29 protein-coding genes are annotated in these 26,656 nt (G+C 74.6%); 13 read left to right on the forward strand and 16 right to left on the reverse strand.

Annotation, left to right across the window (positions count from 1 at the left end; all coding sequences use genetic code 11):
* Nucleotides 1-247 precede the first annotated feature (247 nt).
* Both dapE and ACFZBX_RS16970 read left to right on the forward strand, forming a co-directional pair.
* On the forward strand, nucleotides 248-1,321 hold the full coding sequence (gene dapE, locus ACFZBX_RS16965; protein ID WP_391534527.1) for a succinyl-diaminopimelate desuccinylase: 1,074 nt from the start codon (nucleotides 248-250) through the stop codon (nucleotides 1,319-1,321).
* 99 nt (nucleotides 1,322-1,420) lie between these two features.
* Complete coding sequence (locus ACFZBX_RS16970) at nucleotides 1,421-2,230, forward strand: TIGR00730 family Rossman fold protein (protein WP_391534528.1); 810 nt, start codon at nucleotides 1,421-1,423, stop codon at nucleotides 2,228-2,230.
* 27 nt (nucleotides 2,231-2,257) lie between these two features.
* Here ACFZBX_RS16970 and folP read toward each other — a convergent pair whose 3' ends face one another.
* Nucleotides 2,258-3,070: a dihydropteroate synthase gene (gene folP, locus ACFZBX_RS16975; RefSeq protein WP_391534675.1), complete on the reverse strand. Its 813-nt coding sequence runs from the start codon at nucleotides 3,068-3,070 to the stop codon at nucleotides 2,258-2,260.
* A gap of 156 nt (nucleotides 3,071-3,226) precedes the next feature.
* Between folP and ACFZBX_RS16980 the strand changes: the two genes are divergently transcribed.
* Together ACFZBX_RS16980 and ACFZBX_RS16985 are read left to right on the forward strand one after the other, a co-directional pair.
* Nucleotides 3,227-3,679 carry a DivIVA domain-containing protein gene (locus tag ACFZBX_RS16980; RefSeq protein ID WP_391534529.1) on the forward strand — a complete coding sequence of 151 codons (453 nt, stop codon included), beginning with the start codon at nucleotides 3,227-3,229 and terminating at the stop codon, nucleotides 3,677-3,679.
* Entirely contained in the window at nucleotides 3,676-4,263 is a 588-nt protein-coding gene (locus ACFZBX_RS16985) for a DNA-3-methyladenine glycosylase I (protein WP_391534530.1), read from the forward strand. The genes ACFZBX_RS16980 and ACFZBX_RS16985 overlap by 4 nt, the downstream gene beginning before the upstream one ends.
* Nucleotides 4,264-4,278: 15 nt before the next feature.
* Here the strand turns inward: ACFZBX_RS16985 and ACFZBX_RS16990 are convergent, their stop codons facing one another.
* Entirely contained in the window at nucleotides 4,279-5,079 is an 801-nt protein-coding gene (locus tag ACFZBX_RS16990; protein ID WP_391534531.1) for an enoyl-CoA hydratase-related protein, read from the reverse strand.
* A gap of 308 nt (nucleotides 5,080-5,387) precedes the next feature.
* Between ACFZBX_RS16990 and ACFZBX_RS16995 the strand changes: the two genes are divergently transcribed.
* Entirely contained in the window at nucleotides 5,388-5,555 is a 168-nt protein-coding gene (locus tag ACFZBX_RS16995) for a DUF3117 domain-containing protein (RefSeq protein ID WP_014137929.1), read from the forward strand.
* A gap of 138 nt (nucleotides 5,556-5,693) precedes the next feature.
* On the opposite strand, the gene ACFZBX_RS17000 is transcribed toward ACFZBX_RS16995, so the two are convergent.
* Entirely contained in the window at nucleotides 5,694-6,326 is a 633-nt protein-coding gene (locus ACFZBX_RS17000; RefSeq protein ID WP_391534676.1) for an O-methyltransferase, read from the reverse strand.
* Nucleotides 6,327-6,657: 331 nt separating this feature from the next.
* Here ACFZBX_RS17000 and sigE point away from each other — a divergent pair, with 331 nt between their 5' ends.
* From sigE to ACFZBX_RS17020, 4 genes are all read left to right on the forward strand, one after another.
* Nucleotides 6,658-7,395, forward strand: a complete 738-nt coding sequence (gene sigE / locus ACFZBX_RS17005) for an RNA polymerase sigma factor SigE (RefSeq protein WP_380763110.1) — start codon at nucleotides 6,658-6,660, stop codon at nucleotides 7,393-7,395.
* Complete coding sequence (locus ACFZBX_RS17010; protein ID WP_391534532.1) at nucleotides 7,392-8,390, forward strand: zf-HC2 domain-containing protein; 999 nt, start codon at nucleotides 7,392-7,394, stop codon at nucleotides 8,388-8,390. The genes sigE and ACFZBX_RS17010 overlap by 4 nt, the downstream gene beginning before the upstream one ends.
* 138 nt (nucleotides 8,391-8,528) lie before the next feature.
* The gene (locus ACFZBX_RS17015) at nucleotides 8,529-8,972 is read left to right on the forward strand and encodes a sec-independent translocase (RefSeq protein WP_391534533.1); all 444 of its coding nucleotides are present in this window, start codon (nucleotides 8,529-8,531) and stop codon (nucleotides 8,970-8,972) included.
* A gap of 223 nt (nucleotides 8,973-9,195) precedes the next feature.
* Nucleotides 9,196-9,870, forward strand: coding sequence for a hypothetical protein (locus ACFZBX_RS17020; RefSeq protein WP_391534534.1), 675 nt, complete (start codon nucleotides 9,196-9,198; stop codon nucleotides 9,868-9,870).
* A gap of 73 nt (nucleotides 9,871-9,943) precedes the next feature.
* Here the strand turns inward: ACFZBX_RS17020 and ACFZBX_RS17025 are convergent, their stop codons facing one another.
* From ACFZBX_RS17025 to ACFZBX_RS17040, 4 genes are all read right to left on the reverse strand, one after another.
* Nucleotides 9,944-11,104, reverse strand: a complete 1,161-nt coding sequence (locus ACFZBX_RS17025) for an Mrp/NBP35 family ATP-binding protein (protein ID WP_391534535.1) — start codon at nucleotides 11,102-11,104, stop codon at nucleotides 9,944-9,946.
* A gap of 56 nt (nucleotides 11,105-11,160) precedes the next feature.
* Nucleotides 11,161-11,739: a DUF1003 domain-containing protein gene (locus tag ACFZBX_RS17030; RefSeq protein ID WP_391534677.1), complete on the reverse strand. Its 579-nt coding sequence runs from the start codon at nucleotides 11,737-11,739 to the stop codon at nucleotides 11,161-11,163.
* Between the two features lie 49 nt (nucleotides 11,740-11,788).
* Nucleotides 11,789-13,075 (reverse strand): magnesium transporter MgtE N-terminal domain-containing protein, encoded by a 1,287-nt coding sequence (locus tag ACFZBX_RS17035; protein WP_391534536.1) that lies wholly within the window; start codon nucleotides 13,073-13,075, stop codon nucleotides 11,789-11,791.
* Nucleotides 13,076-13,232: 157 nt separating this feature from the next.
* Nucleotides 13,233-13,793, reverse strand: coding sequence for a hypothetical protein (locus tag ACFZBX_RS17040; protein ID WP_391534537.1), 561 nt, complete (start codon nucleotides 13,791-13,793; stop codon nucleotides 13,233-13,235).
* Nucleotides 13,794-13,928: 135 nt separating this feature from the next.
* Here ACFZBX_RS17040 and ACFZBX_RS17045 point away from each other — a divergent pair, with 135 nt between their 5' ends.
* A complete protein-coding gene (locus tag ACFZBX_RS17045) occupies nucleotides 13,929-14,864 on the forward strand; it encodes a DMT family transporter (protein ID WP_391534538.1) in 936 nt (311 codons plus the stop codon).
* Between the two features lie 7 nt (nucleotides 14,865-14,871).
* Here the strand turns inward: ACFZBX_RS17045 and corA are convergent, their stop codons facing one another.
* A complete protein-coding gene (corA, locus tag ACFZBX_RS17050) occupies nucleotides 14,872-15,996 on the reverse strand; it encodes a magnesium/cobalt transporter CorA (protein WP_391534539.1) in 1,125 nt (374 codons plus the stop codon).
* A gap of 494 nt (nucleotides 15,997-16,490) precedes the next feature.
* Here corA and ACFZBX_RS17055 point away from each other — a divergent pair, with 494 nt between their 5' ends.
* A complete protein-coding gene (locus tag ACFZBX_RS17055) occupies nucleotides 16,491-17,132 on the forward strand; it encodes a suppressor of fused domain protein (protein ID WP_391534540.1) in 642 nt (213 codons plus the stop codon).
* A 55-nt stretch (nucleotides 17,133-17,187) separates the two neighbouring features.
* Here the strand turns inward: ACFZBX_RS17055 and ACFZBX_RS17060 are convergent, their stop codons facing one another.
* The 5 genes from ACFZBX_RS17060 to ACFZBX_RS17080 form a co-directional block, all read right to left on the reverse strand.
* Nucleotides 17,188-18,048 carry a PHP domain-containing protein gene (locus tag ACFZBX_RS17060; protein ID WP_391534541.1) on the reverse strand — a complete coding sequence of 287 codons (861 nt, stop codon included), beginning with the start codon at nucleotides 18,046-18,048 and terminating at the stop codon, nucleotides 17,188-17,190.
* 109 nt (nucleotides 18,049-18,157) lie between these two features.
* Nucleotides 18,158-18,796: a DUF6758 family protein gene (locus ACFZBX_RS17065; protein WP_391534542.1), complete on the reverse strand. Its 639-nt coding sequence runs from the start codon at nucleotides 18,794-18,796 to the stop codon at nucleotides 18,158-18,160.
* 330 nt (nucleotides 18,797-19,126) lie between these two features.
* A complete protein-coding gene (locus ACFZBX_RS17070; RefSeq protein ID WP_350563393.1) occupies nucleotides 19,127-19,273 on the reverse strand; it encodes a hypothetical protein in 147 nt (48 codons plus the stop codon).
* 371 nt (nucleotides 19,274-19,644) lie between these two features.
* Nucleotides 19,645-20,541 (reverse strand): alpha/beta fold hydrolase, encoded by an 897-nt coding sequence (locus ACFZBX_RS17075; protein ID WP_391534543.1) that lies wholly within the window; start codon nucleotides 20,539-20,541, stop codon nucleotides 19,645-19,647.
* A 112-nt stretch (nucleotides 20,542-20,653) separates the two neighbouring features.
* Nucleotides 20,654-22,423, reverse strand: a complete 1,770-nt coding sequence (locus ACFZBX_RS17080) for a DEAD/DEAH box helicase (protein ID WP_391534544.1) — start codon at nucleotides 22,421-22,423, stop codon at nucleotides 20,654-20,656.
* Nucleotides 22,424-23,081: 658 nt separating this feature from the next.
* Here ACFZBX_RS17080 and ACFZBX_RS17085 point away from each other — a divergent pair.
* The gene (locus tag ACFZBX_RS17085; RefSeq protein ID WP_380764477.1) at nucleotides 23,082-23,813 is read left to right on the forward strand and encodes a ferritin-like fold-containing protein; all 732 of its coding nucleotides are present in this window, start codon (nucleotides 23,082-23,084) and stop codon (nucleotides 23,811-23,813) included.
* 70 nt (nucleotides 23,814-23,883) lie between these two features.
* On the opposite strand, the gene ACFZBX_RS17090 is transcribed toward ACFZBX_RS17085, so the two are convergent.
* The 3 genes from ACFZBX_RS17090 to ACFZBX_RS17100 form a co-directional block, all read right to left on the reverse strand.
* Nucleotides 23,884-24,216, reverse strand: a complete 333-nt coding sequence (locus ACFZBX_RS17090) for a hypothetical protein (protein ID WP_391534545.1) — start codon at nucleotides 24,214-24,216, stop codon at nucleotides 23,884-23,886.
* A 181-nt stretch (nucleotides 24,217-24,397) separates the two neighbouring features.
* Entirely contained in the window at nucleotides 24,398-24,625 is a 228-nt protein-coding gene (locus ACFZBX_RS17095; RefSeq protein ID WP_391534546.1) for a DUF3107 domain-containing protein, read from the reverse strand.
* A 131-nt stretch (nucleotides 24,626-24,756) separates the two neighbouring features.
* Entirely contained in the window at nucleotides 24,757-25,419 is a 663-nt protein-coding gene (locus ACFZBX_RS17100) for a TetR/AcrR family transcriptional regulator (RefSeq protein WP_391534547.1), read from the reverse strand.
* 233 nt (nucleotides 25,420-25,652) lie between these two features.
* On the opposite strand from ACFZBX_RS17100, the gene ACFZBX_RS17105 reads away from it, so the two are divergent.
* Nucleotides 25,653-26,582: an alpha/beta fold hydrolase gene (locus ACFZBX_RS17105; RefSeq protein ID WP_391534548.1), complete on the forward strand. Its 930-nt coding sequence runs from the start codon at nucleotides 25,653-25,655 to the stop codon at nucleotides 26,580-26,582.
* The last annotated feature ends 74 nt before the right edge of the window (nucleotides 26,583-26,656 follow it).

The raw sequence follows: 26,656 nt of genomic DNA on the forward strand, positions 1-26,656 counted from the left end.
CCGACGGTCGGCGGGCACGGCGCCACCTCCTTCGTCGGCGGCTTGGCCCTTCTCCCTTTCGGTACCGGCGCGTCCTTCGGCTCGGGGCGGGGCTCGCCCGCTCGCCTCCGGACGCTGCGGCCCGGTGCCGACGGTCGGCGGGCACGGCGCCACCTCCTTCGTCGGCGGCTTGGCCCTTCTCCCTTTCGGTACCGGCGCGTCCTTCGGCTCGGGGCGGGGCTCGACGACAGGACTAGGCTGGGCAACCATGAGCAGCCCGAAGACGCCCCTGGACCTCACCCTCGACGGCGGCGCGCTGACCGCCCAGCTGGTCGACTTCCCCTCCGTCAGCGGCGACGAGCAGGCGCTCGCCGACGCCGTGGAGGCGGCCCTGCGGGTCTACCCGCACCTCACCGTCGACCGGTACGGCAACAACGTGGTCGCCCGCACCGGCCTCGGCCGCTCCGAGCGCGTCCTGCTCGCCGGCCACATCGACACCGTGCCGATCGCCGACAACGTGCCCTCCTGGGTGGAGGGCGACCTGCTCTACGGCTGCGGCACCTCGGACATGAAGGCCGGCGTCGCCGTCCAGCTGCGGCTCGCCGCCACCCTGCCCGAGCCCAACCGGGACCTCACCTTCGTCTTCTACGACTGCGAGGAGGTGGAGGCGAGCCGCAACGGCCTCGGCCACCTCGCCAAGGCCCACCCCGACTGGCTGGCCGCCGACTTCGCGGTGCTCATGGAGCCCAGCGGCGCGGTCGTCGAGGGCGGCTGCCAGGGGACCCTGCGCGCGCAGGTCCGGCTCGGCGGCGTCCGCGCCCACGCGGCCCGCAGCTGGCTCGGCGACAACGCCATCCACAAGGCTGGCGAGGTGCTGCGCCGGCTCTCCGAGTACCGCCCGCGCCTGGTCGAGATCGACGGTCTCGAGTACCACGAGGGCCTCAACGCGGTGCGCATCGACGGCGGCGTGGCCGGCAACGTCATCCCCGACGAGTGCGTGGTGACGGTCAACTTCCGCTTCGCCCCGGACCGCGACGAGGCCGGCGCCGAGAAGCACGTGCGGGAGGTCTTCGACGGCTTCGAGGTCACCGTCACCGACTTCGCCCCGGGCGCGCTGCCCGGCCTGAACCAGCCGGCCGCGCAGGCGTTCCTCGCCGCGACCGGCGGCACCGCCCGCGCCAAGTTCGGCTGGACGGACGTGGCCCGGTTCAGCGCGCTCGGCGTCCCGGCGGTCAACTACGGCCCCGGCGACCCGAACATGGCGCACAAGCGGGACGAGCACTGCTCGCTGAGCGCCATCGCCGTGACCGAGGAGCGGCTGCGCGCCTGGCTGACGGCCTGAGCCGGCCGTCCGGCCATCGGCCGGAGGCCATCTTCCGGTCGCCCAACCGACCTTCCGGCGTTGCCTGAAAAAGGGGAGGGGCGGGCGTAGGGTTTCGTCATGACAGGCACTGGAGACGAAAAGCGCTACGGGCACGGCCCCGAGCAGGTGGGCGAGCCGCGCCCGAAGAAGGCGTGGCCCGAGAAGCAGAAGGGCCCGGTGCTGGTGCGCCGGGACCAGGTCGGCGAGAGCACCACGGACCAGCGCCTGCTGGACACCACCGGTCCGACCGACTGGCTGCACACCGACCCGTGGCGGGTGCTGCGGATCACCTCCGAGTTCGTCGAGGGCTTCGGCGCGCTGGCCGAACTCCCGCCCGCGGTCAGCGTCTTCGGCTCCGCCCGGACCCCGGTCGACTCGCCCGAGTACGCGGCGGGCGTGGCGATCGGCCGGGCGCTGGCCGAGGCCGGCTACGCGGTGATCACCGGCGGCGGCCCGGGTGCGATGGAGGCGGCCAACCGCGGCGCCTCGGACGCCGGCGGGCTCAGCGTCGGGCTCGGCATCGAACTGCCCTTCGAGCAGGGGCTCAACGAGTTCGTCGACCTCGGGCTGAACTTCCGCTACTTCTTCGTCCGCAAGACGATGTTCGTGAAGTACGCGCAGGGCTTCGTCGTCCTGCCCGGCGGGCTCGGCACGCTGGACGAGCTGTTCGAGGCGCTCACCCTGGTGCAGACGAAGAAGGTCACCCGCTTCCCGGTGATCCTCTTCGGCAGCGCCTACTGGGGCGGGCTGGTCGACTGGCTGCGGAACACCCTGGTCGCGCAGGGCAAGGCGGCCCCGCACGACCTGGAGCTGTTCCACGTCACCGACGAGATCGACGAGGTCATGAAGATCCTCGCCGACGCCCGCCGTCCGGTGAACGAGATCTAGCGCGAGCGAGCGCCGTAGAAGGGCCCCTCAGGCCAGGCCCCGGCGGGCGACCGCCGGGGGGCGGGTGCCGCGGATCGAGGCGACCATGTCGAGCACCTGCCGGGTCTCCGCCACCTGGTGCACCCGGTACACCTGGGCGCCCAGCCAGGCGGAGACCGCCGTGGTCGCCAGGGTGCCGAGCAGCCGCTCGTTCACCGGCCTGTCGAGCGTCTCGCCGACGAAGTCCTTGTTGGACAGCGACACCAGTACCGGGAACCCGGTCGCGGTCATCTCCGGCAGCCGGCGGGTCGCCTCCAGCGAGTGCCGGGTGTTCTTCCCGAAGTCGTGCCCCGGGTCGATGATCACCGCGTCCCGCCGCACGCCCAGCTCCACGGCCCGCTCGGCCAGGCCGACGGTCACCCGCAGGATGTCCGCCATCACGTCCTCGTAGCCGACCCGGTGCGGGCGGGTGCGCGGCTCGGCGCCGCCCGCGTGGGTGCAGACCAGCCCGGCGTCGTAGCGCGCGGCCACCTCGGCCAGCCGCGGGTCCACCCCGCCCCAGGCGTCGTTCAGCAGGTCAGCGCCCACCTCGCAGACCGCCTCGCCGACCTCGTGCCGCCAGGTGTCGACGCTGATCACGGCCTGCGGGTGGCGCTTGCGCAGCTCCGCGACGAACGGCACGGTGCGCCGCAGCTCCTCCTCGACGGTCACCTCGTCACCCGGCCCGGCCTTCACCCCGCCGATGTCCAGGATCGCGGCGCCCTCGGCCACCGCACGGTCGGCGGCGGCGAACGCGGCCTCGTCGGCGAACGTCGCACCCTTGTCGAAGAACGAGTCCGGCGTGCGATTGACGATCGCCATGATCACCAGCTCGTCGTCCCCGAACTCCCGTGGTCCCAGGCGCAGTGCCACCGATGTCTCCTCCACAGCTGCTTCGAGTGCGATGATGGCCCCCGGCCCATCGGGACCATGATCCCACTCCAGTCGGGGCCGGCCGGAAAATCGGGAGGACCGCTCGTGTTCTGGGTGATCGTGGTGGCGATGGCCGTGGTGGTCGGCGGCGCCGCGCTGGTGGCACTGGGCGGCGGCGGCTCGCTGCCGGAGGCCGTGCAGGACCGTATCTCCGCCCGGCTGCCGCAGGACCGCGCGCTGGGCCAGGGCGACGTCGAGGCGCTGCGCCTGCCGATGGCCGTGCGCGGCTACCGGATGGACGAGGTGGACGACGTCCTCGACCGGCTGGGCGCCGAACTCGCCCACCGCGACGCCCGGATCGCCGAGCTGGAGGCGCTGGCCGCGGTGCGCGGCGCCGTCGAGGCCGACGACCGTCCGGAGCCCGGCGCCGAACCGCTGCCCGGGCTGGAGGAGTTCGCCCGGGTCGTCGAGCCCGCCGTCGCCCTCGCCAAGGCACCGTCGGCGCAGACCGCCCAGGCGCCGGGGCCCGAGGACGCGAAGCCCGAGGGCCCGCGGTGAGCACCGAGTCCGGCGGCGCCGTCCTCGGCGCGGACGGGCTGCTCCGCTGCGGCTGGGGCGACTCGGCCGACGACTACCGCGCCTACCACGACACCGAGTGGGGACGCCCGGTGCGCGGCGACGACGCGCTGTTCGAACGGGTCTGCCTGGAGGCCTTCCAGTCCGGCCTGTCCTGGATCACCATCCTGCGCCGCCGCGAGGGCTTCCGGGCGGCCTTCGCCGGCTTCGAGATCGCCGAGGTGGCCGGGTTCGGCGAGGCCGACGTCGAGCGGCTGCTCGCCGACACCGGCATCATCCGCAACCGGGCCAAGATCGAGGCGGCGATCGCCAACGCCAGGGTCGCCCGCGACCTCGACGGCGGACTGGACGCGCTGATCTGGCAGTTCGCCGGCGACCCGGACCGGCCGGCCCCCCGCACGCTCGGCGAGGTGCCGGCCGTCACGCCCGAGTCGACGGCGCTGGCGAAGGCCCTGAAGAAGGCCGGCTTCCGCTTCGTCGGCCCGACCACCGCGTACGCGCTGATGCAGGCCTGCGGACTGGTCGACGACCACCTCGCCGACTGCCACGTGAGGCGCGGCCGGTGAGGCCGACGGGCCCGGCTACCGGCCCAGGTACCGCGGCTTCTCCTTGGCGATGAAGGCCCGGACCGCGATCCGGTGGTCCTCGCTCTCGCCGGCCAGCGTCTGCAGCTCGTCCTCCTTGTCGAGCAACTCGCCCAGCGAGTGCGACGCGCCGTACGCCAGCGACTCCTTGATCGCGCCGTAGGCCACCGTCGGGCCCTCGGCCAGCTCCGTGGCGAACGCCCGGGCGGTGGCGGCCAGTTCGGCGGCCGGCACGACCTTGGTGGCCAGGCCCAGCTCCCTCGCCTCGGCCGCCTTCACGGTGCGCGGCAGCATCAGCAGCTCGGTCGCCCTGGCGTGCCCGACCAGCCGGGGCAGCGTCCAGGAGGCGCCGGAGTCGGCGGTCAGCGCGATCCCGGCGAACGCCGTGTTGAAGCCGGCGGTGTCCGCGAGGATCCGGAAGTCGCAGGCGAAGGCCAGCGAGGCGCCCGCGCCCGCCGCCACCCCGCCGACCGCGGCCACCGTCGGCTTGCGCATCCCGGCCAGCGCCCGCAGCAGCGGGTTGTAGTGCTCGGCGACGGTCTTCAGCGCGCCCTCGCCGGTCTCCTCGGCCCGCTTCAGCAGGCCCAGGTGCTCCTTGAGGTCCTGCCCGACGCAGAACGCCCGGTCGCCCGCGCCGGTCAGCAGCACCGCCCGCACCGCCGGGTCCTCGGCGGCGGCGGTCACGGTGTCGCGCAGCGCCACCTTGGTCGCCACGTCCAGCGCGTTCATCGCCTCGGGGCGGTTGACGGTGATGACGGCCAGGCCGCCGTCCAGCTCGTACAGCACGGAATCGGACATGGGCGAGGGCTCCCTTGCTCGTGGTCGGCGTCGACCGTCACTGCTCGTCGCAGTCAGGATGCCGGAGCCTTCGGCCGCCTGGGGAGTGTGAGGTATCGCACCTTTCGGCGGCGTACGGACCGCCGCCGCGCCGGGGCTTATGCCGGAATATGTGAGGGATTGCGGTATTCCGCACGAGGTTGCACCGAGAGTGATGTTGGTCATCAGGCCTTGGCATGCGGGATAATGGCTTCCGATCAATGCGTTCGATACCGGCGGTGGACGGACTGCCGGTGCGTAGCTGAGCGGTTGCAGGAAGGGGAACGAGCATGGCGGCCATGAAGCCGCGGACGGGTGACGGCCCGCTCGAAGTCACCAAAGAGGGGCGGGGCATCATCATGCGCGTTCCGCTCGAAGGCGGCGGACGCCTCGTGGTGGAGCTCACGCCTGACGAGGCCGACGCCCTCGGCGAGGCCCTGAAGAAGGCCTGCGGCTGACCGCAGCGGGTGCTCGCCATCTCCTGGAGATGTGCTGCCGGGCCCGGGTACGACCATCGTGTCGGCCCGGGCCCCGTACTTTTCCGCCCGCGCCTGGCCCGAAGGCGCGGGCCTAGGGTCCGTCTTTGAAGGCGGACCCTAGCGCTTCACGGCGCAGAGCAGCCCGTCCGAGACCGGCAGCAGCGCGGGCAGCAGCGCCTCGCTCTCCCGGACCGCCTGGACCAGGTCCCGCACCGACTGCGTCTGCGGGTCCTGGTGTTCCGGCTCGGCCAGCCGGCCCTCCTGGAAGACGCCCTCGAAGCAGACCATCCCGCCCGGCCGCAGCAGCCGCAGCGACTCCGCCAGGTACTCCCGCGACTCCGCCGGGTCACCGTCACAGAACACCAGGTCGTACTGGCCGTCGGCGAGCCGCGGCAGCACGTCCAGCGCCCGGCCCGGTATGAACCGCGACCGGTTGGCCGCGAACCCGGCCGCCTGGTAGGCCTCCTTCGCCAACTGCTGGCGCACCGGCTCGGAGTCGACGGTGGTGAGCACGCCGTCCGGCCGCATCCCGCGCAGCAGGTACACCCCGGAGACGCCCGTCCCGGTGCCGATCTCGGCCACCGCCTTGGCGTCCAGCGCGGCGGCCAGCAGCCGCAGACAGGCACCTCCGCTCGGCCCGATCGCCCGGATCCCGGTCCGCGCGGACTGCGCCCGGGCGTAGGTCAGCACCGCGTCCTCGCCGACGTAGGTGTCGGCGAGGGCCGCGCGCGCGGGCCCGAACTCGCTGATGGCTGCCTCTTTCGGAGCCCCGGGTGACGGCCCGGCGCCGAGCGGATGTCGATATTTCCTGCCACAGATTACTGGCCGGACGGGAACCGCGTACGGCGGCGGGCCGTTGGTTCGGCAGGGACCGGGGGAACGGGACGTCCCGGACACCCTCCGGGCCCGTCATCCGGGCCGGCCGGTCCCGGGCGGTTCTTATCCGGGCTTGACGGGCGAGGTGGATATGGTGGTGGCCCTGCTGGGCAGAAGAGCCGACCGAGGAGGTGTGGCCGAGGGCGACGTCCCCGTGCGGCGGCACTCCCGCGGCACCGCGTCGGCCCGTACGCCGAAGCCCGTGATGAACCAGCCTGCGCACTCCACCCTGGACCAGCCGGCCCCCGCGTCCGAGACGCCGGCCGCCGGTACCGCCGAGGCCCCCGCCCTCGCGACCTTCGCCGAGGGCCCCGACGCGCAGACCTGGACCCCTCCCACGTGGGAGGAGATCGTCGAGGCCCACAGCGCCCGCGTCTACCGCCTCGCCTACCGGCTGACGGGCAACCAGCACGACGCCGAGGACCTCACCCAGGAGGTCTTCGTCCGGGTGTTCCGCTCGCTGTCCACCTACACCCCCGGCACGTTCGAGGGCTGGCTGCACCGGATCACCACCAACCTGTTCCTGGACATGGTCCGCCGCCGCCAGCGCATCCGCTTCGACGCGCTCGGCGAGGACGCGGCCGAGCGGCTGGCCTCCCGCGAGCCCAGCCCGGCCCAGCACTTCAGCGACACCCACTTCGACGCCGACGTCCAGCACGCGCTGGACACCCTGGCGCCCGAGTTCCGCGCCGCCGTCGTCCTCTGCGACATCGAGGGCCTCTCCTACGAGGAGATCGCGGCCACGCTCGGCGTCAAGCTCGGCACCGTCCGCAGCCGCATCCACCGCGGCCGCTCGCACCTGCGCGCCGCGCTCAAGCACCGTGCCCCCGGCTCGGCCCCCGGCCGTGAGCGGCGTGGCGGCGGCGAGGAGCAGCCGGTGCCGGTCGGCGCCGCCGCCGGTGCCGCGGTCGCGCCGGGCGGGCGCGGACGGAGGCGATCGTGAGCGGAACCGGCCGATCAGGGCCGGGCCATCCGGAGACGCCCGGCCGTACCGTCGCCCGCCGCGCGGGCTGGCCCGCACTGGGCCGCCGGGGCCAGGACGGGCCCGCGGCCGACCCCGCGCCGCATCCCGCGCCCCCGGGCGAGCCGGCGCTGCGCGCCGTCGCCCTGCGGGCCGTCGAGCCCGCCGCCGAGGAGCACCACCTGGGGGAGCGGCTCTCCGCCTTCGTCGACGGCGAACTCGGCCATGACTCGCGCGAGCGGGTCCAGGCCCACCTGGCGACCTGTCCGCAGTGCCTCGCCGAGGCCGACGAGGGCCGCGCCGTCAAGCACCTGCTCACCCGTACCGGCACGCCCGGCCCGTCCTCCGCGCTGATGGCCCGGCTGCTGGCCGTCGGCGCGCTCCCGGAGGACGAGCGGCAGCCGCACGCCGAGCGTCCGCGCCGGGACGACGACGACCTGCCCGGCGGCGGCGTCGCCTCCCCCGGCACGCTCGGCGGCAGTCGGCTGGACGGCGGCTCGTTCGGCCGCGGCGCCGGGGCCTCCTTCGGCGCGGGCGCGCTCGGCGCCGACGCGCCGGTGCCCGGCGTCGACCCCCGCGCGTTCGGCCGCGGCTCGGTGCTGCGCCCGCTGATCGGACGCCGCTCGCCCCGCCCCGACGCCCCGGTCCAGCCGCTGGCGGCGGCCGCGGCCGCCCCGGTGGCCCGGCAGGCCCCGGCCCGCGGGCGGCGCTTCGTCTTCGCCGCGGCCGGCGCCTTCTCGGTCGCCGCGGTGACGCTCGGCGGCGTCGGCACCGTCGCCGGCTCCGGCGACGACCAGCACGGCACCACGGTCAGCCCGGCCGGCGGCCGGGGCGGGATGGTCCCGATGAACGCCCAGGTGCCGGCGGCGGACGTGCCGCTGCGCCCGGTGGCGGTCACCCGGGGCGCGACGCCGCACGAGCTGCCGGACCGCTCGCCGAGCTCCGGCGTGGCCGGCCTGCACCACGAGAACAGGTAGCACCACGGGTCCCTCGCAGCCCTGATCATCGGCGGGTCTTCACCACGGCTTCATCACACCGGGGGTCATGGACCCGTCGATGGCCATTACGCTGTGAGGAGCGTCTGTCCGATCCGATCGCGAGCTTAGGGAGCTTTGGTGTTCAGCGACGTGGGCACACTGGAGATCCTGACCCTGGTCATCATGGCCATCGTGGTCTTCGGCCCGGACAAGCTGCCGAAGCTGATCCAGGACACCATGGGCTTCATCCGGAAGATCCGGTCCTTCGCGGACACCGCGAAGGAGGACATCCGCAGTGAGCTGGGTCCGGAGTTCAAGGACTTCGAGTTCGAGGACCTCAACCCGAAGACCTTCGTGCGCAAGCAGCTGATGGGCGGCGACGAGGACCCGCTGGGCCTCAAGGAGATGCGGGACACCCTCGACATCCGCTCGGTGCTGGACGACAAGCCGGCCGCCCCGGTGAACGGCACGGGCCGCGCGGGCAGCGTCTCCTTCGACAAGTCCGCCGCCCCGGCCCCCGCCGCCGCCGGAGCCCCGCTCGCCCCCGGCGAGCGCCCGCCGTTCGACCCCGACGCGACGTGATGCGCGGCGCGTTTGCGACGTGATCGCTGACATCGGCGCCCCGCCAACCCCGAGGTTGAGCGGGGCGTCGGCGTGTGCGCCGCTATTGTGCTGATTGTTCCCGCTGTGCCGTCCGTCACTTTCCGGTCCCGTCAGGGCCGAAGGCGGTCGGCGGGGGCGCCGCGGTACGCCACGATGGGAGCGCGCCACGGCAGGAGAAACGTCGTTTGAGGAGGCCCCGGGGATGGACGCGACGAGTCAGGCGGTCGGGACGGCCACGGCCGGCGGACCCGTGGTCGGCGGACAGGCCGGCCCGGCGGACCCGCTGGTGCCGTACCTGTCCGCGGACTTCCCCTGGTACGGCATGGACGAGGGCTGGAGCGGCCGCCGCTTCCTGCTGCCGAGCGGCTTCGGCGGCCCGCGGGCCGGCGCCCACGGAACCGTCGACTACGGCAGCCTCGGCCACGGCGAGGAGCCGGCCCGCCAGTACGAGCCGCGCGACGTGCGGAGGTTCGCCGTCGTGGTGACCGTCGCCCGGCGGGAGAGCCGCCGCAGCGCCGACAACACCGGCACCCTGGAGGCGACGTCCGCCTCCTCCGCGGCCTGGCTGGCGAGTTCCGGCCTGCTCGCCGCCACCTGGCCGGGCCAGCTGGACCGCGCCCGGCGCCAGGACTGGCTGGACCAGCAGTCCACGCTCGCCTGGGACCTCGCCGACGACCTGGAGGGCCCTGGCTGGTCCACCCTCAGCCTCCCGGTGAACGGCCTGCCGCAGCCGTTCCGCTACCGCGAGTCCGAGTACGGCTGGGTGCTCGCCGGCGAGGCCCCCGGCGTCCTGCTGGGCGCCTACGGCCGCGGCGTCAGCGCCTACGGCGCCGGCTTCGCCGCCGTCCCCGACCTGGTCGCCTACACCCGCCCGTAGCCGGCCCCGGACGCCCGCGGGGGCCCACCGGACGATCCGGTGGGCCCCCGCGGCGTTCGCGGCCGGTGCCGCGTCAGAATTTGTTCTTCGGGGTGAGGCCGAGGGAGAGGCCGGAGAGGCCGCGCTGGCGGCCGCCGAGCTTGCCCGCGACGGCGCGCAGGGCGGCGCCGGCGGGGGAGTCGGGGGCGGCCAGGACGACCGGACGGCCGTCGTCGCCGCCCTCGCGCAGGCGGACGTCGATCGGGATCGAGCCGAGCACCGGGACGGTGGCGCCGATGGTGCGGGTGAGCGCGTCCGCGACGGTCTGGCCGCCGCCGGTGCCGAAGACGTCGATCATCTCGTCGCAGTGCGGGCACGGCATGCCGGACATGTTCTCGATCACGCCGACGATCTTCTGGTGGGTCTGCACCGCGATGGTGCCGGCCCGCTCGGCGACCTCGGCGGCGGCCATCTGCGGGGTGGTGACGATGAGGATCTCCGCGTTGGGGACCAGCTGGGCCACCGAGATGGCGATGTCGCCGGTGCCGGGCGGCAGGTCCAGCAGCAGGACGTCCAGGTCGCCCCAGTAGACGTCGGCCAGGAACTGCTGCAGCGCGCGGTGCAGCATCGGGCCGCGCCAGACCACCGGTTCGTTGCCCGGGGTGAACATGCCGATCGAGATGACCTTCACGCCGTTCGCCTGCGGCGGCATGATCATGTCCTGGACCTGGGTGGGCCGGCCCTCGACGCCCAGCATGCGCGGCACGCTGTGGCCGTAGATGTCGGCGTCCACCACGGCGACCTTCAGGCCGTCGGCGGCCAGCGCGGCGGCCAGGTTGACGGTCACCGAGGACTTGCCGACGCCGCCCTTGCCGGAGGCGACCGCGTAGACGCGGGTCAGCGTGCCGGGCTTGGCGAACGGGATCTCCCGCTCGGGGGCGCCGCCGCGCAGCAGCTGGGAGAGCTCCTTGCGCTGCTCGTCGCTCATCACGTCGAGCTCGACCTCGACGCCGGTCACGCCGGGGACGCGGCCGACGGCCTCGCGGACCCGGGTGACGATGGTGTCGCGCATCGGGCAGCCCGAGACGGTCAGGTAGACCGCGACCCGCACGGCGCCGCCCTCGCCGATCTCGACCGATTTCACCATGCCGATCTCGGTGATCGGGCGGTTGATCTCCGGGTCGTTGACGGTCGCCAGCGCCTGGCGCACGGACTCCTCCGTGGCGCCGGCCGCGACCTCTGTCTCGTTGGCCATGCCTTGATGGTACGGCGCCGCGCGGGGTGCATAACCGGTCGGTAGCGTGCTGCGGGTCACAGCACTCCGGGGGTCTCCCGGCGCTCGTCGATCTCCTTGAGCAGCGCCTGGAGTTCGGAGCGGACGAAGTCACGGGTGGCGACCTCGCCGAGGCCCTGGCGCAGCGCCGCGACCTCGCGGGTCAGGTACTCGGTGTCGGCGATGTTGCGGTCGCTGCGGGCGCGGTCCTGCTCCATGTTGACCCGGTCCCGGTTGTCCTGCCGGTTCTGCGCCAGCAGGATCAGCGGCGCCGCGTAGGAGGCCTGGAGGGAGAGCATCAGGGTCAGGAAGATGAAGGGGTAGTCGTCGAACCGGGCGGCGTCCGGCAGCAGGGTGTTCCAGGCGACCCAGAGGATGATCACCACCGTCATCCAGACGATGAACCGGCCGGTGCCCAGGAAGCGGGCGATCCGCTCGGAGAGCTTGCCGAAGGCCTCCGGGTCGTAGGACGGCAGGGTGATCAGCCCGGGGCGGGCGGTGCGCGGCTGGTCGAGCCGGCTGCGGGGGGACTGGCCGGTGGCGGCGGGCTCGGTGCGGCGGTCCCGGGCGCCGCCCTCGCGGGCGCGCAGTTCGCGCAGCTGGCGCAGCTCCCGCAGCTCGCCCTGGAGCCGCTGGCGCGGGGACTCGTCCCGTCGGCCCTTGCGGTCAGCGTCCACCGGGCACCTCCCTCTCGTCGGCGGGTCCGCCGTGCAGCGCGGCCTCCCGCCAGTCCTCCGGCAGCAGGTGGTCGAGCACGTCGTCCACGGTGACCGCGCCGACCAGGTGGTCCGCGTCGTCGACGACCGGCGCGGCGACCATGTTGTACGTCGCCAGGTAGCTGGTGATCAGCGACAGCGGGGTGTCCGGCGGCAGCGGGTCGAGGTCGTCGTCGACCAGCGAGCCGACCAGGGTGTACGGGGGCTCGCGCAGCAGCCGCTGGAAGTGCACGATGCCCAGGTACTTGCCGGTCGGGGTCTCGTTCGGCGGGCGGCAGACGAAGACCTGCGCGGCGAGGGCCGGCTTGTGGTCGGAGACCCGGACCCGGGCCAGCGCCTCGGCCACCGTGGCGTCCGGCTCCAGCACGATCGGCTCGGTGGTCATCAGGCCGCCGGCGGTGTTCTCCTCGTAGGTCAGCAGCCGGCGCACCGGCTCGGCCTCGTCGGGCTCCATCAGCTGGAGCAGCCGCTCGGCCTCGTCGCCGGGCAGCTCGGAGAGCAGGTCGGCGGCATCGTCCGGGTCCATCGCCTCCAGGATGTCGGCGGCCCGCTCGTCCTTCAGCTTGCCGATGATCTCGACCTGGTCGTCCTCGGGCAGCTCCTCCAGGACGTCGGCGAGCCGTTCGTCGTCGAGCGCGGCGGCGACCTCGGCGCGGCGCTTGGCGGACAGGTGGTGCATGACGTTGGCGAGGTCGGCGGCGCGCAGCTGGTCGAAGGTGGCGAGCAGGTTGGCGGCGCCCTGGTTCTCCTCGGGCAGGGTGAAGCCGGTGACGTCCTGCCAGTCCAGGGTGAGCGTCTCGCCGCGTGCCTTGCGCAGCCGGCCGACCCGACCGACCTGCACGAAGACCTTGCCGACCTCCCATTCGCGCAGCCGGGTCTGGGTCATCGCGACGTCCAGGACGGTGACGTCCTGGCCGGTCTTGGTCCAGGTGACGGTGCGGTCCAGCAGTTCGGCGAGGACGAGCGTCTCGGCGGGGCGCTGTTCGAAGCGGCGCATGTTGATCACGCCGGTGGTGATCACCTGGCCCGACTCCAGGCTGGTGACCCTGGTCATCGGCAGGAAGATCCGGCGCCGGCCGACCACCTCCGCCACCAGGCCGAGCACCCGGGGCGGGCGGCCGCCGACCCGCAGGGTGACCACGACGTCCCGGACCCGGCCGACCTGGTCGCCGTTCGGGTCGAAGACGGCGATGCCGGACAGGTGCGAGATGAAGACCCGGTTGCCTGGCCCTGCCATGGACTTCTGGACTCCTCGCCTCGCTCGACGCCTGGTCGGGCGCCGCGGGCACGCCCCGCGGCCAAGGCTACTCGGGCATCTCCGCCCGGGCTCGGTGAAAGCCGGGCGAATCGGGCGACCGGGGGGAGTGCGGTGGGGTCGCGGGCGTGGCGGGGCGTCAGCCCTTGCGGCGCTTGAGCAGCAGCTTCGGCAGGCCGGCCGGGATCGGGCGGCGGGTGGTGGCCGGGGTGGGCAGCGGGACCGCGACGTGCGAGTCCTCCGGCATCACGCCGGGCCGCTCGGCGAGTTCGGCGCCCGCCGGGCCGGTCGGCTCCAGCCGCAGCACCCGGCATTCGCGGGCCCAGCGGTCGGTGATGGTGTCGGTGTCCGGCGCGTTCAGCCGCTTGCCCTTCAGTTCCTCGACGGCGCCCAGCCAGGCCTCGCCGCCCGGGGGCAGCTCGACCACCCGGGCCGGCCAGCCGGTCAGCCGGCCGCCCTTGTCCTTGCTGCGGACGGTCACCGTCGCGCCCGTGCCGCCGGCCAGCCCGTGCAGCGGCTGCTCGGCGCCGTCGCCGACCACCACCACCGCGCCGTCGTGCCAGGCGTGCCAGAGTGCCCGCGCGTGCTCCTGGCCGTCCGCGCGGACCCAGAGCAGGCCGGACTTCTTCGCGGCCTCCTCCAGCAGGGCCCGGTCGAGGAAGTCGTCGGCGGTCGCGGCTGCGGCAGGCGTACGGTCCATGGCGCACAGCGTACGGCCTGCGCCGTGCGGGCGAGGGTCCACGGTTCGGGCGACAGTTCCATGGGCGGCACACGGGCCTTACCGTAGGAGCCGCCCCGCCCCGACCTGCAACGCCCCGCCGACCCGAGGAGCGCCGTGCCCGCCGCCCGGCCCGAGACCGCCGACCCCGCCGCGGTCCCCGCCCCCGCACCCGCCGCACCCGCGCGCCCGCTCCCCAGGACGGACCTGCTGCTGCTCGCCGTCTCCGTCGCCGGCATCTCGCTCTCCGCCCCGCTGATCAGCGCCACCGCCGCACCCGCCCTGGCCATCGCCTTCTGGCGCAACCTCATGTCGGTGGGCGTGCTCGGCCCCTGGGCGCTGCTGCGCCACCGCGCCGAGCTGCGCGCCGTCCCCCGCCGCGCGCTGCTGCTCGCCATGGCGGCCGGCGTCCTGCTCGCCGTCCACTTCGCGCTCTGGATGCCCAGCCTGCGGATGACCTCGGTGGCCTCCGCGACCGCCCTGGTCACCACCACCCCGCTGTGGACCATCGTGCTGATGCGGCTGCTCGGGGTGCGGGCGCCCCGGATGGTCTGGCTCGGCACCGGGGTGGCCTTCGCCGGCGTGCTGGTGCTCACCGGCGTCGACCTCTCGCTCTCGGCGCGCGCCCTGGCCGGCGACGCCCTCGCGCTCGCGGCCGGGCTCGCCGCCGCCGGGTACCTGCTGCTCGGTGCCGAGGTCCGGCGCACCGTCAGCACCACCGCGTACACCCTGGTCTGCTACGCCACCACGGCGGCCGTGCTGCTGGTGGTCTGCCTGGCCGCCGGGACGCCGCTGTCCGGCTGGTCCGCCGGGGTCTGGTGGCAGATCGTGTTGCTGATGGTCACCGCCCAGCTGCTCGGCCACTCGCTCAGCAACCGGGTGGTGCGCACTCTCGGTCCCTCGGTCACCTCGACCGCGATCCTGCTGGAGACCCCGGGCGCCGCGCTGATCGCCGCGCTCTGGCTCGGCCAGTGGCCCCCGGCCGCCGCCTACCCGGCGGTGCTGCTGATCCTGGCCGGCCTGGTGCTGGTCGCCCGCGCCGACCGGCGGTAGCCGGGCGCTACAGCCAGCCGTTGCGGCGGAAGCCCCGGTACATGCCGATACAGATCAGCACCACGCTGCCCAGCACCATCGGGTAGCCGTACTTGTGGTGCAGCTCCGGCATGTAGTCGAAGTTCATCCCGTACACGCCGGTGATCATGGTCGGCACGGCGAAGATCGCCGCCCAGGCGGTGATCTTGCGCATGTCCTCGTTCTGGGCGACCGACACCTGCGCCAGGTTGGCCTGGAGCAGCGAGTTCAGCAGCTCGTCGAAGCCGTGCACCTGCTCGGTGACCCGGGCCAGGTGGTCGGCGACGTCCCGGAAGTACTTCTGGATCTCCGGGTCGACCAGCCGCTGCAACGGCTCCGACAGCTGCTGCATCGGCCGCAGCAGCGGCGCCACCGCGCGCTTGAACTCCAGCACCTCGCGCTTGAGCTGGTACACCCGCCCGACGTCCGCGCCCCGGCCGCCCCGGTTGGAGAACACCTCGAACTCGATCTCGTCCACGTCGGTCTGCAACTGGTCCGCGACCAGCAGGTAGTTGTCCACCACGTGGTCGGCGATCGCGTGCAGCACCGCCGACGGGCCCTTGGCGAGCAGCCCGGAGCCGTCCGCGTCGGCCTCCAGCCGGTGCCGCAGCTCCTTCAGCGAACTGTGCCCGCCGTGCCGCACGGTGATCACGAAGTCCCGCCCGGCGAAGACCATCAGCTCGCCGGTCTCGACCACCTCGCTGGTCGGGGTGAGCTGGTCGTGGTCGAGGTAGCGGATCGTCCTGAAGACGGCGAACAGCACGTCGTCGTACCGCTCGACCTTCGGCCGCTGGTGGGCGTGCACCGCGTCCTCGACCGCCAGCGGGTGCAGCCCGAACCGCTGCGCGATGCCCTCGAACTCCGCCTCGGTCGGCTCGTGCAGCCCGATCCAGCTGAACGATCCGTCACCGTCCGGCAGTTGCTTCGACGCCTTGACCAGCCGGGCCGCGTCGCGCGGGCTGCACGTCTCGCCCTGCCGCTTCCCGTGCTGGTAGACCGCGCAGTCCACCACCGCCGACGGCGTCGCGCCCGGGTGGATCGTGTCGAACAGGGCCGCCGCGGAACGGCGGCGGCTGGTGCGGACGGCGGCGCGCAGGCTGTTGATCATCGACATGGCAGGCTCCCTTGGGCAGGAGCCGACGCACGACGGCGCGACGACGGACGGCCGCGGTGCGACGGCGGAGGAACACCGATGGACTCCGGCGCCTGCGGCCGCCCCCGGGTGCCTTGCCGGGGCACGGGAAACGGAACGGCCGGACGTCGGTGGGGTGCTCTCCCGGCCGGACCGGAGTTCCATCGTGCGTCCGCACGGGAAGGCTGGGTCCGCGGTGCTGGGGAGGAGGCCCGGCGATTGCCGAGGTCTCTCAGGCCCGCTGTTTCAGCCCGTGCGTCGAGGGGTACGGGGAAGGCGATCGGGCCGGGTAGAGCTGCCGGTACTGCATGGTCGGCTGGTATCCACCGCAACCACCTCCTTCGCGCCGCTGCCCCGGAGGATGAGGATCCCCGGTAGCCAGTCGCTCACACTAACATCCGAACCGCCTTCGCCGCGCCCGTGTTCACGTAAAGGCCGTGCCAACGGCCCGCGGTCCGCGGGTTACGCTCACCGGCATGGCCCACGACTTCCCGCTCTTCGGCGACCCCTCCGGCGGCAGCCCGCACGGCCCCTCCCGCACGGCGGTGCTGGCCGCCGTCGAGGCCCGGCTGCTCACCGCCTTCGGCGAGCCGGGCGGCCGCGCCGCCGTCACCTTCCTCGGCGCCGACCGCATCGAGGTGCTGCGCTTCGGCCCGGACGCCGAGGGCCTGGTCCGCTACGCCACCCTCGGGATGGCCGCCGCGCCGATGGCCGACCCGGCGGCGGCGGTCGTCGACCAGGTCCGGGGCCCGCGCGCGGAGTTGGTCCTGACGATCCGCGGCGGGCGCGACGGCGTGCTCCGCCCGCTGGCCACCTTCGCCGCGACGCCGCAGGTGGAGGGCCTGGTGGTGGCGCCCGGCGGCTCGCTGGACCTGGGGGCACCGCTCTGGGACGGCGCGCCGTTCACCTCGGTGCTGGCGGCCGAACCCGGCGGGCTGGTGGAGGACCTGGAGCTGGACGCGCCGGCCGACCCGGTCCGCTTCCTGCCGCTGCTGCCGATGACGCCCAACGAGGCGGGCTGGAAGCGGGTGCACGGCGCGGCGGCCCTCCAGGAGCGCTGGCTCCGGCACGGCACCGACCTGCGCGACCCGGAGCGCCGGGGCGTCCCGCTGGACTGACCCGGCGTCAAGGCGGCGGGCCGGTGCGGCGGGTGCTGCGGGTGCCGGGGCGCGCTCAGCCGCCGATCGGCTTGGCGCCGGTCGCCTGGTCCACGAGCGCCTCGTAGACGGCCGGGTCGGTGGTGAACTCGCCGAGGCGCACGGTCTTGCGGGCGCCGTGGTAGTCGCTGGAGCCGGTGGTCAGCAGCCCCAACTCGGCGGCCAGGCCCCGCAGATGCTCCCGGGTGGCGTCGTCGTGGTCGATGTGGTCGACCTCCAGCGCGGCCAGTCCGGCCGCCGCGAGGTCGGCGATGACCTGGTCGGAGACGGTCCGCCCGCGCTTGACCGCGCCGGGGTGGGCGAAGACCGGCACCCCGCCGGCCGCCCGGACCAGCCGGACCGCCGTCACCGGGTCGGTCTCGTGCTTGCGGACGTCCGCCCGCCCGCCGTTGGCCAGCCAGTCCGCCGTGAACGCGTCCGACACCGAGGCCACCACACCCGCCTCCACCAGCGCGCTGGCGATGTGCGGGCGGCCCACCGAGCCTTCCCCCGCGATCCGCCGCACCTGCTCCCAGCTGATGTCCGCGCCCAGTTCGCGGCAGCGCTCGACGATCGCCCGTCCGCGCCGGAACCGGTCGGTGCGCACCAGTTCGCGTTCCGCCGCGAAGTCGGGTTCGGCCGGGTCGAACAGGTAGGCGAGCATGTGCATCGAGATGTCGTCGACCACGCAGGACAGTTCCGCGCCGGGGACGAGCGTCAGCCGGGTGCCGGGCGGCAGCGCGTGCACCGCGTCGGCCGCCTCGGCGTGGCCAGCCACCGTGTCGTGGTCGGTCAGCGCCACCACGTCCAGCCCGGCCCCGACGGCCGCCGCGACCAGTTCGGCCGGGCTGTCCGTGCCGTCGGAGGCGTTGCTGTGGGCGTGGAGGTCGATGCGCACGGGTGGTGCTCCTCGGTGGTCGGCGCCGGGCGGCGCTGGCGCCGGCACGGCCTGCCGGCGGGGTGACGCCCAGGATAGTGCGGCCGCCGTGACGGGCCCCCGACGCAGGTCAGCCGAGCAGCCGGGGGGTGAGGGCCCCGCAGGGCAGCAGGTCCAGTTCGGCGCCGGCCTCCCGCAGGTCGGTCAGCACCAGCTCGTCGTACATCACCAGGGCCGACTGCTCCGGCCAGGCCACCGCCCAGAGCCAGAGGCCGCGCGCCTCGCCGACGAACACCGCCCGGTCCGCCGGGGCGTCGGGCACGTGGAACATGGGCGTCGGCCGGCCGGCCGCCATCAGCTTGGCGTCGGCGGGCTTGTAGAGGCCGACGGAGTCGCCCGGGTCCGGGCCGGACAGCCCCGCGTACCGGGCGCCGAGGCCGACGCCCAGTTCCTCGGCCACCAGCACCAGTTCGCCGAAGCCGCCCAGCGGGGCCGGCCCGGAGCAGGCGACGGCGGTGGCCCGGGCGCCCGAGACGTCGTCGCCGACGTGCGCGATCCCGGTGTACAGCCAGCCGACCGGCAGCGGCCAGGGCAGCCAGACGGGGACCTGCGAGCGGGCGACGGCGACGCCGAGCGCCTCCACGCTCGGGGGCAGCACCGGCTGCATCGGGTGCACGGCGCCGTGCCGGTCGCACTGCCAGGTGTCTGAGAACAGACCGGGGGCGCGGACCCGACCGGCGCACCTCGGGCAGCTTGGCTCGCCCCTCATAGCCGTCAACGCTCCTCCCTCCGGACCGCCGCGTCAAGGACGATCACCCGTACGGGGGCGGCTCGGCGGCACCTGTCGGTGGCGGGTGCCCGCGCGGCGCGGGGTGGGCGCGGTGCGGGCGGCTCCTGTTGGGAAATGTCCAGCGGGGGGTGGCGGCAAACGTCGGCGGCGCGCGCCGGGGTGCGGACGGCGTGCGGGCCCGGACGCGCTGACGCCCCGTTGTCGCTGCTGCGATGACGGGGCGTCAGTCGGGTATCGGGACGTCCGGGTCGGACGGTCCGGGCTCGTCGGCGGCGGGGGAGTGCTCGGGCTCCCGGGGGCCGCGCCCGGTCAGACGGTCGGGCACGGACGGATGAGCAGGCGTTCGCCGGTGCGGGCGGCGGCCTGGACGAGCTCGCGGACGGTCTCGGCGTCGGCGATGAGGCGGTCGGTGGCAGTGCCGTGGGCGTCGTCCAGTCGGAGGATCTCGAAGCGCATGGGCCTGTCCTTTCCTGGCCCCGTCGGGCGGGGCGGTCGTGGCTGAGTCGGAATCAGCCCTTCCGGGGTCTGTCGGGTCGAGTCGTCGACCGACCGCTGTCGCGGCAAAGAGGGCTCCCCCCTGCTCGCCAGAGGCGCGTGGTCCCTCGTGAACCACGCTGCGGTGGCGCTGCTACCGGGTCGTTGCCCGTCCGTGAAGTCCTGGTTTCGGATGGATCGCGTCGGCGGGACGCCGACGGCACTGTCGACGATGTTTCCAGGACCGAATCAAATATTACCGCAACTAACGAATTTTGTCGCCCCCCTTGTACCAGGAGTCTCTCGGAGTCGTCGAGCCAGGGCCCCGGTGCCGGCCCGAAAGGGCCCGGGCGTCAGCCCCAGAGGGCCAGCAGGGCCTCGGCGGTGGCGGCCGGGCGCTCGGCGTTGGGGGAGTGCCCGGCGTCCGCCACCACCGTCCGGCGGGCGCCCAGCCGCCGGGCCATCGCGGTCTGCTCCGGCACCGGCCACGCGTAGTCCCGCTCGCCGGAGAGCACCAGGGCGGGCAGGCCGGCGGCGATCACGGCGGCCAGCTCGTCCACCCGGTCCGGCGCGGCGACCAGGTGGCCGCCGGTGGTGATCAGCGCCTGCGGCACGTTCGCCAGCCAGCGGCGGTGCAGGAAGGCGGCCACCTCGGGGGACGGGCGGCGGGCGCGCTCCCCGCCGTCCTCCTCCATCCGCTGCATCACCTGCCAGATCTCCTCCAGGCCCATCGAGGCCAGGACGCCGGTCAGCAGCCGGGTCCGCTCCGCCTCGGCCGGGTCGATCGCCCCGGGGCCGGTGGACATCAGCGTCAGCGACGCCCACGGCAGCGCCGCGCCGTCCGCGCCCGCCGCCGCCTCGGCCAGGACGGCCTCGCGGGCCACCTGGCCCCCGAAGGAGTGGCCCAGCAGGTGCAGCGGCCCGGCGCCGTCCTCGGCCAGCAGCGCGGCGCTCAGCGCCCGCACGTCCGCGCCCAGCTCGGCCACCGCGTAGGCGGCCGGGTCGTCGGGTCCGCCCGTCTCGTACTGGCCGCGCTGGTCGACGGTGGTCACGCGGTAGCCGGCCGCGGCGAGCGGCTCCAGCAGCGCGACGAAGTCCTCCTTGCTGCCGGTGAAGCCGGGTATCAGGAGCGCCGAGCCGCGCACCGGCCCGGCCGGCTCGGCCCGCAGCGCCGCGAAGTCCCCGCGCGCCGTCGCCACCCGCAGCGCACGCGCACCGGACGGGAGGGTGAGGAACGGCGGCATGCTCATGGACGGACCTCCGGCGACCGGGGCGAACTGGCGGGTAACCCCGAGCCTATCGGCCCGGGAACGCCGGAGGGGCGGCCCGGGAAGTCCGGGCCGCCCCTCACGGGAACGCGGGTCAGCTCTCCGGGGTCGCCTCGGGGGCGGCCGCCGGGCGGCGGGTCCGGGTACGGGTGCGCTTGGGCTTCTCGGCGGCCTCGGCCGGGGCGTCGGCGGCGGTCGTGGCCTCGGTGGTGGTCCCGGCCGCAGCCTCGGCCTTCGCCCGCGGCGCGCGGGTGCGGGTGCGCTTGGGCTTCTCGGCGGTGGGGGCCTCGGCGGCGGCCGGGGCCTCGACGGCCGGGGCCTGGACGACGGCGGCCTGCGCGACGGCGGTGGTGACGGCCTCGGCGGCCGCGCCCTCGCCCGACGCCGAACCGCGCGAGCGGCGACGGCGGCGGCGCGGCGCCGCGGACTCGCCCTCGGCGCCCTCGACGGCGGCCGGGGCCTCCGGCGCGCCCGGCGTGACCGGGGCGTCGGGCGCCCCGTCGACCACGGCCGCGACCTCGTCGACCGCGGAGCCCCGGCGGGTGCGCCGGCGCTCACGGGTCTTGCGGGCCGGCTTCTCCTCGGCCGCGGCCGGCTCGACGGCCGCCGCGGACCGGCCGGAGCCGCTCCGCCCGCCGCGCCCGCGGGCGGCGGAACGCGAACCGCGTCCGCCGGTCTCGCCGAGGTCCTCGACCTCCTCCGCGCCGAGCCCGGCCCGGGTCCGCTCCGAGCGCGGCAGGATGCCCTTGGTCCCCGGCGCGATCTTCAGCAGCTCGTACAGGTGCGGCGAGGTGGAGTAGGTCTCCTCCGGCTCGTTGAACGGCAGGTCCAGCGCCTTGTTGATCAGCTGCCAGCGCGGGATGTCGTCCCAGTCGACCAGGGTGACGGCGGTGCCCGAGGCGCCGGCCCGGCCGGTGCGGCCGATCCGGTGCAGGTAGGTCTTCTCGTCCTCCGGGCACTGGTAGTTGATCACGTGCGTGACGCCCTCGACGTCGATGCCGCGGGCCGCGACGTCGGTGCAGACCAGCACGTCGACCTTGCCGTTGCGGAACGCGCGCAGCGCCTGCTCGCGGGCGCCCTGCCCGAGGTCGCCGTGCACCGCGCCGGCCGCGAAGCCGCGCTGGGTCAGCTGGTCGGCGACGTCGGCGGCGGTCCGCTTGGTCCGGCAGAAGATCATCGCCAGCCCGCGGCCCTCGGCCTGGAGGATGCGCGAGACCATCTCCACCTTGTCCAGCGAGTGGGCGCGGAAGATGTGCTGCTCGATGTTGGCGACGGTGGTGCCGGTGTCGTCCGGCGCGGCGGCGCGGATGTGCGTCGGCTGGCTCATGTACCGGCGGGCGAGGCTGATGACCTGGCCCGGCATGGTCGCCGAGAACAGCAGGGTCTGCCGCTTGGCGGGCAGCATGGTGATGATCTTCTCGACGTCCGGCAGGAAGCCGAGGTCGAGCATCTCGTCGGCCTCGTCCAGGACCAGCGAGCGGACCTGGGACAGGTTCAGCTTCTTCTGGCCGGCCAGGTCGAGCAGTCGGCCGGGGGTGCCGACGACGATGTCGACGCCCTTCTTCAGCGCCTCCACCTGCGGCTCGTAGGCGCGGCCGCCGTAGACGGCGAGCACGCGCACGTCACGGACCTTGCCGGCGGTCTGCAGGTCGTTGGTGACCTGGGTGCACAGCTCGCGGGTCGGCACGACGATGAGCGCCTGCGGGCAGTCGGAGAGCTGCTCCTCCTGCGCGCGCCCGGCGTCGACGTCGGCCCGCACGACGACCCGCTCGATCAGCGGGAGGCCGAAGCCGAGGGTCTTGCCGGTGCCGGTCTTGGCCTGGCCGATGACGTCGTGGCCGGTCAGCGCGACCGGCAGGGTCATCTCCTGGATCGGGAAGGGGTGGACGATGCCGACGGACTCAAGGGCCTCGGCGGTCTCCGGGAGGATTCCCAGTTCCCGGAAGGTCGTCTTCGTGGGTTCAGCGGTGGTGGACAGGGTGCTGCCTCTTCCGTGTGGAGGGGCCGAGAGCGAGCGGCGGGCGGGCAGCCGCGCGGCTGCGTACGGGCCTGGACGGCCCCGAATACAGCTGCGCGGACGCACAACCGCGCCGGTCCCTGCGGCCGGCCGGTGCGCGCGGCCCGGTCAAGGGGGCGCGTCGCCGGCGGCGTCGGGGAGGATTCCCGTGAGGGACCTGCGCGGGACCTGCGCCGGATGGCGCGGTCTCGGCGGCCCTCGCTCGGCCACTGATGCGGTGCCAAGGCTTGAAGTCCAAGCCCTGGTCGGAGCCGATCGGCTCTCCGACCGGGCATCCGCGTACGTTGAGAACCCGGCTTCCGCGCGGCGCGTCCCCGGGGGACGGAGTCGCTGCGGAGCGGGCTTGCCCGGCGGCACCGAGACGGCGGTGACACCGTGCGAGCACGACGGGCCTCCGTACCACCATACAGTCACCCGACGACTCGAACACGTGACGCGGACGACATCGCAGGTCGGAGCGGTGGAAGAGGTGCCCGGGGACGGACCGGCACTAAGGTGGCGGGTCATGGAGAACCGTGGTGAGACGCAGGACGACGTGGCGGCCGGCTCGATCGGCGACTGGGCGTCCTGCTCGGCCGACCCGGGGTACCGGGCCGCCGTACTGGACCTGCTCGGCGCCCTCGCGTACGGCGAGCTGAGCGCCTTCGAGCGGCTCGCCGAGGACGCCAAGCTCGCGCCCGACCTGGCCGACAAGGCGGCGCTGGCCCGGATGGCCTCCGCCGAGTTCCAGCACTACCAGCGGCTGCACGACCGGCTCGCCGAGATCGGCGCCGACCCGCAGGAGGCGATGCGGCCGTTCGTCGAGCCGCTGGAGCTATTCCACCGGATGACCGCGCCCTCGGACTGGCTGGAGGGCCTGGTCAAGGCCTACGTCGGCGACGCCATCGCCACCGACTTCTACCGCGAGGTGGCCGTCCGGCTCGACGACGACACCCGTGACCTGGTCCTCGGCGTCATGTCGGACACCGGGCACGCCCAGTTCGCCGTCGACAAGGTCCGCCAGGCCATCGAGGCCGACCCGCGGGCCGGCGGCCGGCTCGCGCTGTGGGGCCGGCGGCTGATGGGCGAGGCGCTCAGCCAGGCGCAGCGGGTGGTCGCCGAGCGGGACGCGCTCTCCAACCTGCTGGTCGGCGGCGTGCGGGTGCAGGGCTTCGACCTGGTCGAGGTCGGCAAGATGTTCAACCGGATCACCGAGGCGCACACCCGGCGGATGGCGGCGCTCGGCCTGGCCTCCTGAGCCTGGCGTCCGCCCCGGGCGCCGGGCGCGAGCGGGGCGCCCGGGGCGGACACCAGGCGCGGACGGCCGCTCAGGCGTGCCGGTGGCGCCGGTGCGTGCCCGCGCGGTGCGCCCCCGCCCGGTGCGGGCGGTGGCGGTGCGCCGGGGCCCGCCCGGCGGCCAGGTCGGGCCGGGCCAGCACCGAGGTGAGCATGGCCGAGGCGACCGCCGAGACCGCGATGCTCGCCGCCGGGTACCGGCCGTCCAGCGCGAAGTGCGCGACCGTCCCGGAGAGCAGCGCCGACCCCACCGCCGTACCCAGCGTCAGCGGCCGCCCGGCCGGGAAGTACGCGGGCCAGGACAGCAGTACGGCGGCGCCCACGGCCACGCCCGCGAGGGCGAAGGCGAACGTCTCGACCAACAAGGATGCCTCCCCGGGGTACGGGCGCCCGGCGGGCGGCCGGTCGCACTGTCGCCGTACCCCGGCCGCCCCACCCGTACACCCGGCCCCGTCCGCGCCGGGAGGCCGGGGCCGGGAACGCCCGGGAACGACGGTGCCCCGCCCCCTCGGCCGAGGGAACGGGGCACCGGGCGAGGCCCGTGGCTCAGAGCGTGCCGAAGCCGACCTTGCGCGCGGCCGACTCGCCGATCTCCACGTACGCCAGGCGCTCGGCCGGGACGATGACGCGACGGCCGTGCTCGTCGGTCAGCGAGAACAGCTTCTCGGTGCCCTCCAGCGCCTTGGCGACCGCGTTCTGGACCTCATCGGCAGTCTGCGAGCTCTCGATCACGATCTCGCGCGGCGCGTTCTGCACGCCGATCTTGACCTCCACGGCTTCCGTCCCTCCGGGGTTGCAGCCATCCACGCGCGGCGCCGTACCGCCTGGGACAAGCGGGCCCGGCGACCGCGCCGTACGGCTTCACCATAGAGCACCGGATCGGCACCCCGGCGAAAGCCGGTGGATCACCGGCCGGCGGCCGGGCCCTCCGGCGCATCGGTGTTCGGGTGCATCGGGAAGCCCTTCAGCCCGCGCCAGGCCAGGCTGGCGACCAGCCGGACCGCCTCGTCGCGCGGGATCTCCAGACCCTGCGACAGCCAGTACCTGGCGGTGATCTGGGCCAGCCCGCAGACACCCGCGGCCAGCAGCTTGGACTCCGCCTCCGGCAGGTCGGTGTCCTCCTGGATCACCTTGCTGACCAGCGTCGCACTGGCCTCGGCGGCCCGCTCGACCCGCTCCCGCACGGCCGGCTCGTTGGTCAGGTCCGACTCGAAGACCAGCCGGAACGCGCCGGACTCGCTGGAGACGTAGTTGAAGTACGCCTCCATCGTCGCGGCCACCCGCAGCTTGTTGTCGGTGGTCGTCTCCAGCGCCTCGCGGGTCGAGTCGACCAGGGCGTCGCAGTGCTTGTCCAGCAGCGCCAGGTAGAGCTCCAGCTTCCCGGGGAAGTGCTGGTACAGCACCGGCTTGCTCACCCCGGCGCGGTCGGCGATGTCGTCCATGGCGGCCGCGTGGTAACCCTGCGCGACGAACACCTCCTGGGCGGCACCGAGCAGTTGTTCACGGCGGGCGCTTCGCGGCAGGCGGGCACCGCGCGGGCGCTCCTGCGCCTCCTGGATGGCCGTCACGGCGCTCCTCACTTCACGGGTCGTACGGGGTCGGCAAGACGACCGATTCTACTTTCGGGTAACCGCGTCCGCGCTTGCCAGGCACGATAAAAGCGGCGGTCCCCCTTGTCAGGAGCCCACAATACGGCGCCCACCACGGCCGTCGGCAGTGCCGAGCACGGGGCAATGGGGAACCCCGCAGCGCCCGGCGGCCCGCGGGCCGCGGCGGCACCGGCTCACTACCATCGTCCCCCATGGACAGCGCTGAGCAGCAGATACTTCCGGAACCGGCCGCCCTGGCCCCGCTGCGCACCGTCGAGGTGCCCGGCGCGGCCCTGGCCGTGCACCGGCCCGCCGGGGACCCCGCGCCCGGCGGCGGACGGGCCCCCGCGCTGTTCGTGCACGGGCTCGGCGGTTCCGCCGCCAACTGGACCGAGCTGATGGCCAGGCTCTCCGGACAGCTCGACGGCGAGGCCCTCGACCTGCCCGGCTTCGGCGCCTCCGCCCCGCCCGCCGACGGCAACCTCGGCCTGTCCGGGCACGTGCGCGCCGTCATCGGCTACCTGGAGGCCACCGGCCGCGGCCCCGTCCACCTCTTCGGCAACTCCCTCGGCGGCGCCGTCGCCGTACGGCTCGCCGCGCTGCGCCCCGACCTCGTCCGCAGCCTGACCCTGGTCTCGCCGGCCCTGCCCGAACTGCCCCCGCAGCGCACCGCCTGGTCCACCGGACTGCTCGCCGTCCCCGGCCTGCCCGCGCTGCTGCGCCGGCTGCCCGCCGGTCGGCGCGGCCCCGAGCAGGTCACCGAGGACCTGCTCCGGCTCGTCTACGGCGACCCCGGCAGCCTCTCCGAGGCCACCCGCGCCGAGGCCGTCGCCCAGTACCGGCGGCGCACCGAACTGCCCTACGCGATGCGGGCGCTGGCCGGCTCGGCGCGCGGGATCGTCTCCGCCTACACCGAGCGCGGCGACCAGGCGCTCTGGCGGCAGGCCACCCGGGTGACGGCCCCCGTCCTGCTGGTGTACGGGCTGCGCGACAAGCTCGTCGCCTACCGCTCCGCCCGGCGGGCCTTCGCGGCCTTCGCGGACTCCCGGCTGCTGGTGCTCCCCGAGTCCGGGCACGTCGCCATGATGGAGCACCCCGACGCCGTCGCCCGCGCGGTGCGCGAACTGCTCCAGCGGACCTGACCCCGGGGCCGGGCGCGACGGGCGGGCGCGACGGCAGGGCGCGACGGCAGGGCGCGACGGCAGGGCACGACGGC

Source organism: Kitasatospora sp. NPDC008115, assembly GCF_042957205.1.
Lineage (GTDB): Bacteria > Actinomycetota > Actinomycetes > Streptomycetales > Streptomycetaceae > Kitasatospora.

Bases quoted from the DNA above. Each gene is read 5' to 3' on its own strand.
- corA (WP_391534539.1), bottom strand. From the start codon at position 15,996: ATGTCGATGATCAACAGCCTGCGCGCCGCCGTCCGCACCAGCCGCCGC.
- folP (WP_391534675.1), bottom strand. From the start codon at position 3,070: ATGGCGATCGTCAATCGCACGCCGGACTCGTTCTTCGACAAGGGTGCG.
- ACFZBX_RS17055 (WP_391534540.1), top strand. From the start codon at position 16,491: ATGGCCCACGACTTCCCGCTCTTCGGCGACCCCTCCGGCGGCAGCCCG.
- ACFZBX_RS17035 (WP_391534536.1), bottom strand. From the start codon at position 13,075: ATGGCAGGGCCAGGCAACCGGGTCTTCATCTCGCACCTGTCCGGCATC.
- ACFZBX_RS17105 (WP_391534548.1), top strand. From the start codon at position 25,653: ATGGACAGCGCTGAGCAGCAGATACTTCCGGAACCGGCCGCCCTGGCC.
- ACFZBX_RS16970 (WP_391534528.1), top strand. From the start codon at position 1,421: ATGACAGGCACTGGAGACGAAAAGCGCTACGGGCACGGCCCCGAGCAG.
- ACFZBX_RS17075 (WP_391534543.1), bottom strand. From the start codon at position 20,541: ATGAGCATGCCGCCGTTCCTCACCCTCCCGTCCGGTGCGCGTGCGCTG.
- ACFZBX_RS16995 (WP_014137929.1), top strand. From the start codon at position 5,388: ATGGCGGCCATGAAGCCGCGGACGGGTGACGGCCCGCTCGAAGTCACC.
- ACFZBX_RS17025 (WP_391534535.1), bottom strand. From the start codon at position 11,104: ATGGCCAACGAGACAGAGGTCGCGGCCGGCGCCACGGAGGAGTCCGTG.
- ACFZBX_RS17020 (WP_391534534.1), top strand. From the start codon at position 9,196: ATGGACGCGACGAGTCAGGCGGTCGGGACGGCCACGGCCGGCGGACCC.
- ACFZBX_RS17080 (WP_391534544.1), bottom strand. From the start codon at position 22,423: ATGACCCTGCCGGTCGCGCTGACCGGCCACGACGTCATCGGCCAGGCC.
- ACFZBX_RS17065 (WP_391534542.1), bottom strand. From the start codon at position 18,796: ATGAGGGGCGAGCCAAGCTGCCCGAGGTGCGCCGGTCGGGTCCGCGCC.
- ACFZBX_RS17070 (WP_350563393.1), bottom strand. From the start codon at position 19,273: ATGCGCTTCGAGATCCTCCGACTGGACGACGCCCACGGCACTGCCACC.
- dapE (WP_391534527.1), top strand. From the start codon at position 248: ATGAGCAGCCCGAAGACGCCCCTGGACCTCACCCTCGACGGCGGCGCG.
- ACFZBX_RS16990 (WP_391534531.1), bottom strand. From the start codon at position 5,079: ATGTCCGATTCCGTGCTGTACGAGCTGGACGGCGGCCTGGCCGTCATC.
- ACFZBX_RS17040 (WP_391534537.1), bottom strand. From the start codon at position 13,793: ATGGACCGTACGCCTGCCGCAGCCGCGACCGCCGACGACTTCCTCGAC.
- ACFZBX_RS17085 (WP_380764477.1), top strand. From the start codon at position 23,082: ATGGAGAACCGTGGTGAGACGCAGGACGACGTGGCGGCCGGCTCGATC.
- sigE (WP_380763110.1), top strand. From the start codon at position 6,658: ATGAACCAGCCTGCGCACTCCACCCTGGACCAGCCGGCCCCCGCGTCC.